This window comes from Barnesiella sp. WM24, from assembly GCF_004570975.1.
Lineage (GTDB): Bacteria > Bacteroidota > Bacteroidia > Bacteroidales > Muribaculaceae > Muribaculum.
The window spans coordinates 77,421-91,752 of the sequence record NZ_SPPC01000014.1; the positions used below are offsets into that span (position 1 = coordinate 77,421).

Sequence of the window (14,332 nt, forward strand, 5' to 3'; positions counted from 1 at the left end):
CTCCTTCATTTATCGCAAATTTGGATAAATTGCGATAAATTGCTATATTTGCATCCAAATATGTTATTATGATCGAACAACCTCCTCATACTACGACAGATACGACAGACACTTCTAATGAATCTGAGGAATTGAAGAATCTTATTTCCTCAATCAACAGTAGATATCTATATTGGAGCGATGTCAAATATCGTATGCCTTCAGGCATGACGGATATTGAATTATGGAGCAAAGTTAAATCAGTGAGAAATCTAACAGATGTCAAGGTGTGGACTCAAAATAATATTCATTTCTCTCTGACAAATACAATGCAGAAGCTATGCCATGAGTTTGATATGAATTTTGGCGGTTCATGGGGTGCTTCCAAGATTTTCCCGGACGATAAGATAACACAGGAATTATATCTCATCAGTTCCATTATGGAGGAGGCCATCGCCTCAAGCCAAATGGAGGGTGCCGCCACAACACGTGAAGCAGCAAAGGAGATGCTCCGTAAAAAGATTTCTCCCAAAGATAAAAGTCAGCGCATGATTTTAAACAACTACAATACTATTAATTTCATTAGAGATCATGCAAAAGAATCGTTGACCCCTACATTTATAATGCAAATCCATGGGATGATGACAGAAAACGCGTTTGATATTCAGGATGCAGCCGGTCGTCTAAGACGAGAAGATGAAAACATTGTGGTTGGCAACGGCATAACAGGCGAAATCGTACATACACCCCCGGCTGCAGAGTGCCTAAATGAGTTCTTGAACAATTTATGCACTTTTTTCAATGATGACAATACTGAGATTTTCATTCATCCGATAATTAAGGCAATAACAGTACACTTCCTTGTAGGCTATTACCACCCTTTTGCTGATGGCAATGGTCGCACCGCAAGAGCTTTGTTCTATTGGTATATGATGAAATCAAATTATTGGCTCGTGCAATATTTATCTATTTCCCGCATTATTAAAGGCTCCAAGAGAGCTTATGAGAAGGCATTTCTTTATTCTGAATCTGATGGCAATGATATAGGATATTTCGTACAATACAATTTAGACGTGCTTCTTAAATCTTTTGATGCACTTAGTCTATATATCAAACGCAAAAATAACGAGAAAAAGAAATCTGAAAAACTTTTGCATCTTGGCAACATTACGGCACGTCAGGCTGAAATCTTGAGTATCTATATAGAAAACCCTGATATTGTGCTTGTCTCAACTGATATTGTAGGTAAATTCGGGGTTACACACAATACCGCGAAATCAGATTTAAGAAACCTGACCGAAAAAGGTTATCTGAGTGAAATCAGCTTGAACGGCAGAACAAAAGGCTATATACGCTCTTCCAATTTTGAACAGATGGTGAGTAGAATCAGATAAGGCGTTATCGCAAATTTTGCTGCAATCTGAAACAGCGAGGGTAGATGGGCTGCGATGGAGCGGGGTATATAACGCAAAAAAGGTCGAGCCTCTCGGCTGGACCTTTTTTGAGCGGAAGACGAGGCTCAAACTCGCGACCCTCAGCTTGGAAGGCTGATGCTCTATCAACTGAGCTACTTCCGCAGATATAATAGTAGTAGCGTGGGCGAAGATGGATTCGAACCACCGAAGGCATAAGCCAGCAGATTTACAGTCTGCCCCATTTGGCCACTCTGGTATTCGCCCATTCCCTTAACGGGATTGCAAAGTTAGTTATAACTTTCTTACTTTGCAAGAAAAATCTATCATTTTTATTGCAGCCTCCGCAGCTTCGGTGCCTTTATTACCGAGTTTTCCACCTGCGCGGTCGATAGCATCCTGCTCTGTATCAACTGTAAGCACCCCGAAAATAACGGGAGTCTTGCCCTTCGCATTCAGTCGGGTCACGCCCTGCGTGACGCTGTCACACACGTAGTCAAAGTGAGGAGTGCCACCGCGTATCACGCATCCAAACACGATTACGGCATCATATTCCTTGACAAGCGCGGCTGCTCCATAGGTAAGTTCGACCGCACCCGGCACATGATAGCAATCATAGGCAACTCCGTTTTCTTTAAGCAGCGCCACCGCGCCCTCGGTAAGCGCCTCGGTAACGTGAGAGTTCCACTCGGCAGTCACTATCGCCACCTTTGTATTCTTATCCAGTACGGGCAGTCCTCCATGAGGAGCGCCGGAAGCTAATGCTGTTGACATAATCTATTAAATTTTTATTTTTCTACTTTTTATTCACGATAACGCTTTACGACATCCATCCGCCTCAGCTGCGCGAAAACAGTTTGTGCCAGCCGGCAAGAAAATCGTTAAGCGAAAAAGTCTTTTCGTCGATAAGATGCTCTATGCGCGCAATCTGAACCTCATCGCCCGACTTACGCACATTCTGAAGAAGCGACCGGAGAAGATGCACACCTTTCTGCCTTGTCGAGAAATTGCGTGACAACGCATCGCCAAGCATCACCGACACATTTAATTTACGGGACGTAAATGAGTCATCAACCTTGTCAAGATATTTCAGCGCACGGCTCAGATAGCGCACAGCCTCCCTCGACCTGTCAAGTTTCAGCAAAGTGTCGGCCTCCTTGACAAGCGAATCGACAAGCCTGTTCACTGCGGCAGGCGCGCCTGTGGCGGCATTTGCCAGATAAGTGGAGGTCGCCACCTGATAATGGGCAAGCATATTGACCTGCCTGATGCGCGAGCGATAGATGGATGTAGCCGCGTTCATCACGTTGACATGGGCCGACGCATAACGCTCCGGTGAGTTTTCGGCAAGAGAGGCATAGAGCGTCATCGCCTTGTCAAGCATGCGCTCGGCGGCACGATATTCATTTCGGGCGGCATGCAGGAAAGCGAGGTCGTAAAGCAGCGCGGCAAGCACGCTCTTAAAACCGGCGTCTTTTCTTTTTTGCACGCCGGCAAGAAGCCGGAGAGCATCGGTTATGCCGGCGAGCGCCCTGTCGGAGTCGCCAAGCTCTATCAATGCCGCCGCAACCACCTGCATCAGAGCCGCACGCACCACAATATCATCGCCACTGCGGTCGATTGAGGCGATTGCCGTAATAAACCCGATGGCATCATCGGCATTCCCGGCGTCAATCGCCTGACGCATATATGCACTTACCGTGTTATATGCCTCATCAAATGACATTGATTCGAGAAGCCGGCAGGCTTCATCGACACTTTTACCGCAAAGCCGGCTGCTGTCGACAAGCCCCCTGTTTATAAATCCTGATTCAAGCGATGTCGATTTCATAAGCGTCACGACTCTTTTATCGGAAGCAGCCCGTCAAATGTCCGCGATGCCTTAGCCGCCATCTCCGACGCCTCGTCAATCACAGCCATCATCGTCTCCCGGCTTATGCGTTCATTCAGCATGCCATGTTTTCCCTCAAGCTGCGAAAGCAACTGAGCTACAGGCTGTCCGGTCTCCTGGGCAAGCTGGGTAAGTGTATGCATCACCGCCTCACCCTCTCCGCTGAGGGTAAACCGGGTTATATCGTTTTTAATCATCGCGTCAATAACGCCGGTAATCGCCCCTACACTCCATGCAAAGCGGTTGTCGCCCATCTCCACTCCGGTCTCGACCATCTCCTTGTCATGATAATAACGCAATCGGGCATTGTCGCGGTCTATGTTTATAAAGTCATGGGCATAAAAGCTGATATGATTCTTATAGGCCGCGGCATCATCGGGAGTGCGGAATATTGTGTTCAGGTCCCTGTTGCGGGTAATCACGACATCGGCAATCTCAAAATTTTCAAGAATCGCCGGCATGACCCTGGTTATGCGCGGTTCCTTTTCAGGAGCAAACCCCGGCACATACAGGATGATAGCCTTGCGTTCGGAGGCGTGTTTCACTATCTCGAAAAGATGAGGCCTCACCCTCGGGTCAATGGCATAAAAACCACCGAATATCAGGATGTCATCTTTGTCGATACGGGGCCACACCACGTCAAAGCTGTCATTGTTGTAACGTCCGTAGCGCACAATCTGAGGCATCCCGTCACTTTCACGGAATATGAATGAAGAAGGCGTGACACCCTCCGTATAGCGGTCGATGTGGTCGACTGAGACACGACTCGATTTCAGCGAGTCGATAATCATGTCGCCTACCCGGTCACGGGCAGCCTCGCCGACAAAACTGACTTCCCTGCCTATGCGTCCGAGATTGGCTGCGACATTAAGGATAAGCCCTCCGGGCAATGATGCGCGGGGCACATCGCCGTCAAACAGAATGTCGAGTACACACTCGCCTATTGCTATAATCTTTCTCATCTCGTCAAAGGTTAATTATGATTCGTCAGCACGCGATTTAGAGCCAAGGTAGCCGCCGTGATGGCGCAAGGCATATTCCCGGCGGGTAAATCCTGAAAGGCGCATGACATTGACTACAAGGACATCACCGATCACAGTCATCATGGTGGTCGAGGTGGTAGGTGTCAGTCCAAGCGGACACACCTCTGGCGACCCTCCGGTCGACAGGGTGACATCGGCGATTGCTGCAAGCTCGCTGTCGGGATTTCCTGTGATTACAATCAGCGGAAGTCCGGGATAAAGGTTATGGGCAAGACTCACCAGGTCGATAATCTCCCGCGTCTTGCCGGAATTGGATATGAGCAGCATCACGTCGTTTGGCTGAATCACGCCAAGGTCGCCGTGCTGCGCCTCCGCGGGATGCAGGTTGACTGACGGGGTGCCGGTCGAGCAGAAAGTAGTGGCGATATTCATAGCTATCTGCCCTGCCTTTCCCATGCCTGACGTAACCACCTTTCCTCCACGGCGATGGACATGCTCAAGTATAAGCCTCACCGCTTCGTCATATGCCGGAGTCACCGGTATATTGGATATCGCGCGGCTTTCACAATCGAGGATGTCGCGCATGGATTGCTGTATATCTGTCATATTCTCAGAATTGTTTCTTAAACACAAAGATAGTTATTTTTATGCAAACCATGCCTCACGATTGCAAATTCTTGCTTTTCCTCCATCCGCGCCATCGCCTGATGCCTTACTCCTCAGGAAGTATCTTCACATTGCCTCCGGCATTGACGCGATAGCGTGCCGAGGTCTTGTCGGCAAGATTTGTGACGCGGAACACATAATCCTCGATATTTACATTCGCGCGTTCCGACCCGTCATAAGCGTTGCGCACCGCCTCCTCTATCGTATGAAAGCCCGAGCCCTCATACGTGTCAATCTTCTTTCCGTCGAAATATAGCTCCACAAGCACATCATCGGCGGGATGTATACGATTTTGTGTCATAGTCATCTCATTGTTTCTTTTACATTCAATAACTATAACACCTTTCATGGTATAAAAGTCACCATCAACCACCGCACACATTCAGCCGCAGCACTCGACACGACCGCTTTTTAATCATATTTAACAACTGCCTTAACCTGAATATGAGTGCAGCGAGGAGAGTGCATTGACTCCGAAATAGGTCATGACAACGGCAAGAAACGCAAACAGCATGTAAATATGAAATACCATCGGGCGGTTCAATGGCTTGATCGAACGGTGCATGGCGACGGCATATATCACAAATGTGACCAGCGCCCAGGTCTCCTTAGGGTCCCATGCCCAATATCTGCCCCACGATATGTTGGCCCACACAGCGCCGGTGATTATGCCCAGACCGAGCAGATATATAGCCGGATATAACAACACCCTGTCGAGCGCCATCATGCGCGAAGCCACCGAGGGCAAGAACAGTGAGATAAGGCTGCATGTCACGATAAAGGCAAAGAGCGCGTAAGAGGTCATGACAAGAGTGACATGTATGCTCAGCCAGGGCGAGGCAAGCACAGGCATCAACGGGGTCATGACCGGATTGGCGCCGATAAGATGGGAGACGAGCGCAACAGCCCCGGCAAGAAGCATCCCGGCAGGAAGCAACAACGACGAGACCCGGTGAAATGCCAGGAGCAAGGGCAGCAATATGATAAGAAGAAACTCCATCGTCTCCCCGGTATTGGCAAGCGGGATGTGACCTGCCACATACCATTCAAGCAGGTAGGCGACCACCTGCAGCGTCAGTGCAGCCCAAAGCAGCGTCAGTGCCGCGACATTAAACCCTCGCCGCCCAAGCAGCGCGACAAAAGCCATGGCGGCACCGGCGAAAAGGGTTATAAAGACAAGCATCGAAAACGGCACACGATTGTATATCAGTTCGGCCTCAACTCTACCTTCCGACAACTGGTGGCAACCGTCAGGCACGGGAGCGATAAGATTGCCGCCAAGCAATTGCATCAGCAACCCCACCTTTTCGTCCAGTTCCTCTACGGCACGGTCAAGCGTCTTGTCGCCGCTGCCATACATCGACTGCAACCTGTAATCGCCCGCATCAGAAAACAGATCGTCGAGCGACACATATCTTCCCTCAACGCCAAGCCGGCGACGCAACGACTCTTCCTTGACAAGAATCGCGCGTTCGCCCTGCCACTGTTCAGGATAAAGCAGCCACGAGACCATCACCTGCTCCGCCGACAGCCCTCTGTAGCTCGACGAGCCGGTGATTTTTTTTGTAAAGTCACGCGCAAGCGAGTTAAATGTCATCACCCTGCCATTATACATCACCTGCTTTGAGGCGAGCGAGTCGGCTTGTTGCCTCGGGACTCCCGCGATCGTATCGGCAAAGACATCGCCCCCGCCGCCGGCAATCATAAGCGCAACCACGGCAAGACTCCTGACGCTCTTTCTGAAGCGCGATCCACGCGCTGCCATCAGCCATAGACCGGCAACGGCAAAAAGCGCGTAACCGGTGTAAGTCAGCGCTATGCCATAAGGGTCATGGTTGACACCAAGCACAGTGTGACCCTCGCTGTCATATGACATCTGGCACAGTCTGTAACCGTCAACCGAAACAATATTGTTGACCGACACCACAGCTTTTTCGCCATCAACTGCAAGATAGCTGATGAAATCACGGGGCACCTCTCCCCCGGGGTAATAATCCACCTTAAAACTGTCGAGCGACAGGCTGAAAGGAAACGTCGCCTCCTTCCCCGTCGCCGACATATAGCCGTAGACCGTCTCCCCGCTGCCGAGCCACACCTGCCCGCGGTCACCCGTAAGCCAGGTGACAACACCGCCGGCGACAACCAGCAGCAAGGCTATATGTAACAGCCACGCCGGTTTAGAAAGACGCATAACCATTACCCGACACTCGGCGCACCGCCATACACTCCATCTCTATCAGCCACTCTGGACGACACACCGGAGCAAGCACTATCACGCGCGGCACTCCCGGGAAACGCTCCTCAAACATGGCGTTGACCGCCGCATAATCAGCGATGTCGCGCAGATAGACTATCATGTGGCACACATCATGCCATCCACACTCCGCCTCGTCAAGAAGTGCGCCGACATTTTCCCACATCCTCTTTGTCTGAGCCTTGACATCGCCTTTATGCACGACTTCGCCACGGTTGTTGATGCTTGCCGTGCCTGAGATGAACACATGACGGCGGTCGCCATAATCCACATAGGTGCCGCGCTCAAACGCCACTCCGTATTCATAAGTGGGATTCAGATATTCCGGCGCATAAAGATAACTCATCTGCCCCGGCTCGATACCCTTCACCGCATATGTGTCCATCTCGACCGTGACACGCGGGTCGGCGTGACGTCCGCCGATACCGGTGCTGGCGATGAAATGGGTTTCGGATGTAAGATTATTGGTCATGAACATCTCGTTACGTCCCTTGACCACTCCGGCATAATTGACGTCGACATCATGGACAAAAAACCATGTGCGCACACAATTGTCGGCAATCGTACACCCCTCGTCCTCAAGCCGGAGGGCATAGTCGCAAAGCAATGCGCGGGTGGCAACCTCCGAGCGCACGTCGGGAGTGCAAGCACTCCCTTGCCAGAAGTGGGTGTAGCTGCCGTGGGTCACCGAGTAAAGTCCGTTATAGAGGTTGCTTACCCCGACACCCTCCTGAAAATACACCCACAAGGCTATCTTTGTACCGTCGAGCGGCGACTGCTCCACAATCGACACCGCACACTCTTCTTCCCTTGGCAACTGAGGCTGCTGATTTGCCGCATCGCTCAGGAAATAGCGTTTAAACACCGGCACGACATCCTTGCCAAGCCGTTCACGCAAGGCATTGTAGGCGGTCATTACAGTCGCCAATTGTGTCGCAAAGGTCTCGCCGGCGGCTGTCGACTTGATTATCGCATGAAACTCCGCCGCGTCGCTGCCGTCCATAAATGCCGACACGGTAGTCGAAGCCCCGTTGGTATAATATGTTGTCATTTTACGTCCTGTCTTTTCTTCAAGTATCATGGCTAATCATTTTTTAGCACCTGCATCGATCCAGGCTTTCACCAGGTCGACAGAGGTAGTGTTGGAAATAATTGTCTGGTGGCGATAAGCCCAGTCATCCGACATGTCAGTCGCGAGAGCGCGCCAAAGCACACTTTCCTGCGCGTTGCCCGGACTGACACGCATCATGTCGGGCGATTTCACCGACTCTTTGTTGACGAGCGCGTCGTAAGATTCCGATGCGACGAGATTAAGCGATGCCGCCGCATGGTTGCTGCCGCCGTGACACTGCACGCACGCCGCGTCAAACACCGATGTCTGTACGGCTCCATACATGCCGCCGTCCACTTTTCCGGCATCGAAGTGGATATATCCGTCGCTTGCTTTCACAGGCTCAGTCGACGCCAGCGTGACCACTCGCTTGCGGAGACGGTTGATGACACACAGTTCGACTGAAGTCACGTCGTCGGTCACGCCACCCATCTCCATGTCGCCGCCCGTGACAGGCTTCGACACCTCGGCATAGTCGCTGTCGGCAAATCCCGCCACGACAACCGTGTAGTCGCTTCCGCTCCAGCTGTCCAGCCCGGTGACTTCACCCGTAAACCTCACTGTCGAGGTGACGCCGTCATCGCCGCCGGTCCCCGCGTCATCATATATCTTGCCGTCGTCGCAGGCTACCGCAGCCACGGCAAGTACAGAGGATAATATCAGATAGTCAACTCTCATGGCTTCAGAATGAATATTGCAGAAGTACTGTCGCCGAGTGCATGGCAAGCCCGAGGTCGTCGTTGTCGCGGTCAAGCTGTGTCGCATGACCTGTCCTGCCGGTATAGCGGTACATCGCCTGAAGCTTCAGTCCCGCTCCACGGAAGAAATAGTTGACTCCGACGGAAGGCATGTTGAGCATTCCTCCGCGGTCAAGACCGTTACGGTCCATCAGGTCATAGCGCAATGCGCCCTGGAGGCAGTCGGTGATGAAATATCCCGCCTGGACATATCCTCCGAGGTAGTCGTAGGAGTCATGTATCTTCTGGCGCTTTGTGAAACCCACTCTCATATAATAAGCCTCGGCGGCGAGATAAAGACGGTTTTTTATCCATGCAAACTCCATTCCGGCGCGGAAATCATTGGTGCTCTCGTTCTCGCTCTCGACATTCAGCGATGCCGACACCCCGATAAGCATCTTGTCAAGATTCAGCTGGCGCGGATTGCCCTGGGTGGCGGGCATCACCCCCTTGGGCTGGAAGGTAAATCTTCCGGCATAAAGCAGCGAGGGTATGTGCCAGTCGTCGCTGAATGTCTTTGTCGCGGTATTGACTGACGCGCCGGTGCCGTTGAACAGTCCCGCCTGATAGCCCCACTTGCCGTTTATCATGCCGTGAACCTCGACTCCGAGGTCAAAGCCGGTGCCTATATTGGGAGTGACGGCATTGAGCGAATGAGGCATTATCACGGGTGCCGTGAGCGACACGGGAAGCGAAGGAAACAGCGTCTCGCCGAGCGTCGTCAGATAAGCGTGGGAGAAAGGTGTCTTGAATTTACCGATACGCACGGCAAACTCGTCGCGCACCTTTACGTCAGCCCATGCCTGCTGCAGTAGCGCGCCTCCCGAAGCAGCCGCGTTGATTGACAGGTTGTAGGTCACGATGCCGAATGCCTTGCCCGTGAATCCAAGCACGGCATAGGGTATGGCGAAGCCCGTGTTTGCCACATTATCCTGATTGTAAGCGGGGTCAAGACCTTCGCTGTCGTAGTAGTTGAAGTTTGCCGAGGTCTGCACGAGAAGATACGGCTTGAAGAGGAAATCGCCGTTACGCGTACTCCAGGAGAAGCCGTCACGCCCTGCGAGCGACACGACTCCATTCTCTGTATCGGCTTCATACTGCGCCGAAGAGGCAACCGGAAGTAGCGAAACCATCAATATTGCTGATAAGATTGATTTTATTCTTGACATAACAAAGTTACTGATTAATGTTGAATTAAAAAACGGGTCATAACGATTTTAAAAATGCCACAAGAGCCTCGCGGTCATCACGCGACATCTTTTTGAAAAGATTTTTCGACGCCTCGCCCTCGCCGCCATGCCACATTATAGCCTCGATGAAGTTGCGTGCGCGCCCGTCGTGAAGGAAATATGTGTGACCGTTGACCTTCTCCTGAAGCCCTATGCCCCAGAGAGGCGTTGTGCGCCATTCGTTGCCCTGGGCAAGTCCTGACACATAATTGTCGTTGAGACCGACACCCATTATCTCCGACCCCATGTCATGGAGGAGATAGTCGGAATAAGGGTGAATCGTCTGATTGCCGAGCCAGGGCAGCTGAGTGCCGTTGAGCAGTGTCGAACCGCGCGGACGGGTGTGGAGCGTGGTCACGTGACAGAGGTGACACTTGGCTTCGTAAAACATCTGTTCGCCGCGTTTCACCTGCGGGTCATCGACATTTCTGCGCGCCGGCACACCGAGCGACTGCATGTACAGGTCGACATTTTCCATCTCCTCGGTCGACACGTCGAGCTTGTCGTAGAGAAGCCCCATCATGGACCCTTGCGACATCTGAATCTGCCCCTCGCATATCTCTTCGGGGTAGCGGCTGTTAGTGACACCCATGTCGCTTGAAAATCCAAGTTCAACCGTGAGGTCGGCATGCTGCGCCTTGTTGCCCGACACTCCGAGACACTTCACTCCGCGCTCGGTGACATAGTTGCATCGTCCCGAGATGCCAAATTCCGGATAATTGCTTCTTGCCGCGAGCGCCTCTATCTCGGCGGGGTCGAGTGCCATCATCTGTCCCATGCCGACGTGACGCAACGGGATGCGCACCGTGCAGAACAGGTCGTCGGGGCTTATCTCTTCGGCATACCAGTCGGTTATCGTGTAAGTGGGATAAGCCAGCTCGTAAGGCTCGCCGTCGGGGAAGGTGAACGACTCGTAATGCCAGTCGACTTTCAGCTTGCCTTCGGGCTTTACGCCATATATAGCCTGGTCGTGAAGCACCCTGCCGTAGTCTTTGAAAAACGCCCCGTTTTTGCGCGTCACATACACGAGCATCGCCGAAAATCCGTAGCTGCCCGAGCCACCGTCGGCCCAGAGCGCCGGCTTGGTGCGTCCGGCGTTGCTGTGGCAGCTTCCGCAGGAATATCCGGCATAGACCGGACCGAGGCCGCCGCCATAGCCGTTGGACGATGTGCGCATGTCGTCATAGAGTTTGTCACCTCTGAAAAATCGGGTCGAGTTAGCGCCGGTCACCCAGTCGGCCTGGGTGTCAAACGCCTTTGACGAGTTCAGAAATATGGTGGAGGTGCCGGCTGAGAGCTCATATCCCTGCGGCACTTCTACATCAAGCACGTCAAGACCCTCCCGGTCACACGACACGAGAGGGCTGACTATCGCTGTAATGAATGTTGTCAGATATATCTTACGTAGTATCATTTCACTGTCCTTGCCTTGCCATCCTTGAACAGAAGGTATTCGAGGGTATGGAATCCGCGTATGTTCTGCGCGCTCTCCACCTTACTGTCATCATCAGAGTCACTCCATTCCAGGTCGCCGAGGTTGCCCGAGGTAAGATGATTTACGATTGCATCCTGGTCGAGGGGCCAGCTGTCCATGTTGGGGTCAAGGCCGAGTGCGTCGACAGGTCCGAAGAGGAATGCCTCGCTCATCTCCCACGGTCCGCGGGCGTCGAGCCACGCCGCACATGCCGCCTCAAATGCAGCGTCGGTGCGCTTGTCGCTCAGTTCACGCACAGCGGCGAGAAGGGCCGCGTTCTTGTCGCGGAGGTCGCTGTAAGTGGGGAGTATCACGTAGTCCACATAGTCGTTGACTATCGCGTCAAGCTCCGCGTCATAGCCGTTGAGATTGCTGAAAAACGGCTTCAGGTCATTATTGATTACCTCGTCGAGCGCCGCACACGCGTCCATGGCGTCGCGTGCCTCCTGCGAGTCGATATTGTTGCGGAAGGGCGCGGTAATGGCGAGTATCGATGACGCTGCGGTCTCAATAGCCGCGTTGACCTTGGCGTCAAGCGCGGGGTCGATGCTCTTCACGAGAGCCGACATCGAGTGCTGACCGCGGTTGTTGCCGTAGGTGCAGGTGTAAGAGTTGCGTATCGAGTAGATATTGTTGGTGTAGTCCTCGCGTGAGTGCCAGCTATACCATGACTCGACGGCATAGAGAGCTTCCTCATGCTTGCCGCTCTTGTAGTAGTTGTAGGGTTCGCCTATCTTGGCGTTGCCCACCTCGTCGGCTATTGAGCTGCATCCGTCAAGTATCTCCTCGATGCAGTTGAAGGCGCTGGAATAGGTCGAGTTGTCATGGCGGCGGAATGTTGTGGCGTAAGCGTCGCCTCCGTCATATGACACCGCCCATGCCTCATAAAGGCTGTTGGCGTCATCCTTCAGCAGATTTGCCACCTGGATAGAGTAGTTGTGCCATGCGTTGGCGTTTTCGGCTGTATAGTCAAGATCTTTTGCCGACACGCCTGAATTATCGTTATTGGGGTCGTCGCTGCTGCAGGCGACCATTGTGCAGCCCAGAGCGAGGGCAGCGATTGCAGAGTAAGATTTTTTGTTCATTGTATAACTGTTTTTTATTGTTTAATCATTACGTGGGAGGGTCAGCGGCGCAGGAACCATCCTATGTAGGCGATGCCTATCGACACCTCGTTTTCGCTGTTGTAGGGTCCGCTGCCGAAGGGGTTGGAGGTGCCTATCTGACGGTTGGAGTAGTCGGCCTTGACAACAAGGTTGGGTAGCGCATACCAGTTTACACCGGCGCTCCACTTGCTCACTTCGAGGCGGCGGTCGGCGGTCGCGGGCGACTCTACCGACTTCTGCGGATTGAAATACTCGTAGCGGGCAAAGGGGTAGATGACAGGCATCTTCTTGACGCCTAACACATTGCCGAGGTTAAACCCTACTTCCGCGCCATAGCTGAGGGCATTTTTTGCCACCGGGAGCAGGCGGCTGTAAGGCGACGCGCCGGGGAGCTTGTTGTTTTTGCCGTTAACCGATGCCGTGTTGCCTATGTGACCGTAGACCACATCGGCTCTCACCGTCACGTAGCGGTTGCGGTACTGTCCGTCCCAGCTCGCCATTGTCACCGGTATTCTGCCGTCGGAGGCATAGGTCTGCGACTTGTCGGAGTTGGCGCCGGCGTTGTGGCAGTAGTAAAATGACACTCCCGTGCGCAGTCCCTTCACGCCGCGGTAGTCGATGCGGGCTACGTAGCCGGGCGAGGTGAAATTGTCGGTCTCGAAAAATCCCTGTTTGCCGCCGGCGATCCATGTGTCGCGGTCAAATCCGTTGGCGTTTAGACCAGCCACCACCATCGCCTGCCAGTCAAACACGCCATGTCCCGACCCGAATGTTCCGAACAGTGAGAGTCCGGTCTCGTGCCATGTGCTCGGAAGCATCACGGTCTCGCTCTCGGGGCGAACCGTCCCGAAGAAATTGATTGGCTCGTGGTGGGTGTTGGTGAGCCCGAACGGCACTATCATGTGACCTACCCTGACGTTGAACGCCGGGACGATAAGTCGCGTGAGGTGAAACTGTTCGAGTGCCACTTCGCCGCCTTTTTCGACTTCGGTCTCATACTCGCCATTTTCGCTGTTTTCTATCTCGTAGGCGATACCGGTGCCGCCCGATTCAAATTCAATCTCGGCGCCGAGTATCCATTTGGGAGTAAACTTATAGTCAAATGCAAGCACAAACCGCGGTATTGCCACTGTGTTGCGACGCTCCTTGGTGACACCGTTTTTCTGAAAACGGTTGATGCCGTAGTCCTTGAACGACGCTACCATCTCGCCGTAACCGCCAAACCTGAATTTTGAATAGCCTGCCGTGTCGGCTGCCTCCTGTCCCGTGACAGGAAGGGCGGCAAGCAGCGCAAGCAATGCACCTGTGATTTTACTTTTTCCGTTCATCTGATTTTGGTTAATTTTATCGGTTGCAAAATTACCGCACACCCAAAAATCACGAAATACTTAAAATTGATGATTTTTAGACCGATTCTAAACAACAATTAACCAAAAATAGTGAACAGCCACATTTCACGGGCAAACAACCACCCCCCGCCACCCGCAAAC

The 14,332-nt window shown here is 52.6% G+C and carries 13 protein-coding genes and 2 tRNA genes; 1 reads left to right on the plus strand and 14 read right to left on the minus strand.

Going from position 1 to position 14,332, the window contains the following annotated elements:
• Positions 1–68 precede the first annotated feature (68 nt).
• Complete coding sequence (locus E4T81_RS13810; RefSeq protein ID WP_135045596.1) at positions 69–1,373, plus strand: Fic family protein; 1,305 nt, start codon at positions 69–71, stop codon at positions 1,371–1,373.
• A 110-nt stretch (positions 1,374–1,483) separates the two neighbouring features.
• Here the strand turns inward: E4T81_RS13810 and E4T81_RS13815 are convergent.
• The 14 genes from E4T81_RS13815 to E4T81_RS13880 form a co-directional block, all read right to left on the minus strand.
• A tRNA-Gly gene (locus E4T81_RS13815) sits at positions 1,484–1,556 on the minus strand.
• A 19-nt stretch (positions 1,557–1,575) separates the two neighbouring features.
• Positions 1,576–1,658 (minus strand) — tRNA-Tyr (locus E4T81_RS13820).
• Positions 1,659–1,685: 27 nt separating this feature from the next.
• Positions 1,686–2,165, minus strand: a complete 480-nt coding sequence (ribH, locus tag E4T81_RS13825; protein WP_135045598.1) for a 6,7-dimethyl-8-ribityllumazine synthase — start codon at positions 2,163–2,165, stop codon at positions 1,686–1,688.
• 64 nt (positions 2,166–2,229) lie between these two features.
• The gene (locus E4T81_RS13830; RefSeq protein WP_135045601.1) at positions 2,230–3,222 is read right to left on the minus strand and encodes a hypothetical protein; all 993 of its coding nucleotides are present in this window, start codon (positions 3,220–3,222) and stop codon (positions 2,230–2,232) included.
• Positions 3,223–3,227: 5 nt separating this feature from the next.
• Positions 3,228–4,244, minus strand: a complete 1,017-nt coding sequence (locus E4T81_RS13835; RefSeq protein ID WP_135045603.1) for a PfkB family carbohydrate kinase — start codon at positions 4,242–4,244, stop codon at positions 3,228–3,230.
• Between the two features lie 15 nt (positions 4,245–4,259).
• Positions 4,260–4,850, minus strand: coding sequence for an SIS domain-containing protein (locus tag E4T81_RS13840; RefSeq protein WP_371683056.1), 591 nt, complete (start codon positions 4,848–4,850; stop codon positions 4,260–4,262).
• Positions 4,851–4,977: 127 nt separating this feature from the next.
• On the minus strand, positions 4,978–5,232 hold the full coding sequence (locus E4T81_RS13845; protein WP_135045605.1) for a hypothetical protein: 255 nt from the start codon (positions 5,230–5,232) through the stop codon (positions 4,978–4,980).
• Positions 5,233–5,364: 132 nt separating this feature from the next.
• The gene (gene ccsA / locus E4T81_RS13850) at positions 5,365–7,122 is read right to left on the minus strand and encodes a cytochrome c biogenesis protein (protein WP_167761935.1); all 1,758 of its coding nucleotides are present in this window, start codon (positions 7,120–7,122) and stop codon (positions 5,365–5,367) included.
• Positions 7,109–8,266: a Rid family hydrolase gene (locus E4T81_RS13855; RefSeq protein ID WP_371683054.1), complete on the minus strand. Its 1,158-nt coding sequence runs from the start codon at positions 8,264–8,266 to the stop codon at positions 7,109–7,111. Before E4T81_RS13855 ends, ccsA begins: the two co-directional genes overlap by 14 nt.
• A 6-nt stretch (positions 8,267–8,272) precedes the next feature.
• Positions 8,273–8,974, minus strand: coding sequence for a hypothetical protein (locus E4T81_RS13860; RefSeq protein WP_135045609.1), 702 nt, complete (start codon positions 8,972–8,974; stop codon positions 8,273–8,275).
• Positions 8,975–8,978: 4 nt separating this feature from the next.
• Positions 8,979–10,166, minus strand: coding sequence for a porin (locus tag E4T81_RS13865; RefSeq protein WP_371683057.1), 1,188 nt, complete (start codon positions 10,164–10,166; stop codon positions 8,979–8,981).
• Between the two features lie 73 nt (positions 10,167–10,239).
• Positions 10,240–11,676, minus strand: a complete 1,437-nt coding sequence (locus tag E4T81_RS13870; RefSeq protein ID WP_135045613.1) for a di-heme oxidoredictase family protein — start codon at positions 11,674–11,676, stop codon at positions 10,240–10,242.
• The gene (locus E4T81_RS13875; protein WP_135045615.1) at positions 11,673–12,821 is read right to left on the minus strand and encodes an imelysin family protein; all 1,149 of its coding nucleotides are present in this window, start codon (positions 12,819–12,821) and stop codon (positions 11,673–11,675) included. The genes E4T81_RS13870 and E4T81_RS13875 overlap by 4 nt, the downstream gene beginning before the upstream one ends.
• Before the next feature lie 41 nt (positions 12,822–12,862).
• Positions 12,863–14,170 (minus strand): hypothetical protein, encoded by a 1,308-nt coding sequence (locus E4T81_RS13880; protein WP_135045617.1) that lies wholly within the window; start codon positions 14,168–14,170, stop codon positions 12,863–12,865.
• Between the last annotated feature and the right edge of the window lie 162 nt (positions 14,171–14,332).

Excerpts from the sequence above, each read along its gene's own strand:
- E4T81_RS13810 (WP_135045596.1), top strand. The coding sequence starts at position 69 with ATGATCGAACAACCTCCTCATACTACGACAGATACGACAGACACTTCT.
- E4T81_RS13870 (WP_135045613.1), bottom strand. The coding sequence starts at position 11,676 with ATGATACTACGTAAGATATATCTGACAACATTCATTACAGCGATAGTC.
- E4T81_RS13855 (WP_371683054.1), bottom strand. The coding sequence starts at position 8,266 with ATGATACTTGAAGAAAAGACAGGACGTAAAATGACAACATATTATACC.
- ribH (WP_135045598.1), bottom strand. The coding sequence starts at position 2,165 with ATGTCAACAGCATTAGCTTCCGGCGCTCCTCATGGAGGACTGCCCGTA.
- E4T81_RS13835 (WP_135045603.1), bottom strand. The coding sequence starts at position 4,244 with ATGAGAAAGATTATAGCAATAGGCGAGTGTGTACTCGACATTCTGTTT.
- E4T81_RS13845 (WP_135045605.1), bottom strand. The coding sequence starts at position 5,232 with ATGACACAAAATCGTATACATCCCGCCGATGATGTGCTTGTGGAGCTA.
- E4T81_RS13860 (WP_135045609.1), bottom strand. The coding sequence starts at position 8,974 with ATGAGAGTTGACTATCTGATATTATCCTCTGTACTTGCCGTGGCTGCG.
- E4T81_RS13875 (WP_135045615.1), bottom strand. The coding sequence starts at position 12,821 with ATGAACAAAAAATCTTACTCTGCAATCGCTGCCCTCGCTCTGGGCTGC.
- E4T81_RS13865 (WP_371683057.1), bottom strand. The coding sequence starts at position 10,166 with ATGGTTTCGCTACTTCCGGTTGCCTCTTCGGCGCAGTATGAAGCCGAT.
- E4T81_RS13830 (WP_135045601.1), bottom strand. The coding sequence starts at position 3,222 with ATGAAATCGACATCGCTTGAATCAGGATTTATAAACAGGGGGCTTGTC.
- E4T81_RS13880 (WP_135045617.1), bottom strand. The coding sequence starts at position 14,170 with ATGAACGGAAAAAGTAAAATCACAGGTGCATTGCTTGCGCTGCTTGCC.
- E4T81_RS13840 (WP_371683056.1), bottom strand. The coding sequence starts at position 4,850 with ATGCGCGACATCCTCGATTGTGAAAGCCGCGCGATATCCAATATACCG.
- ccsA (WP_167761935.1), bottom strand. The coding sequence starts at position 7,122 with ATGCGTCTTTCTAAACCGGCGTGGCTGTTACATATAGCCTTGCTGCTG.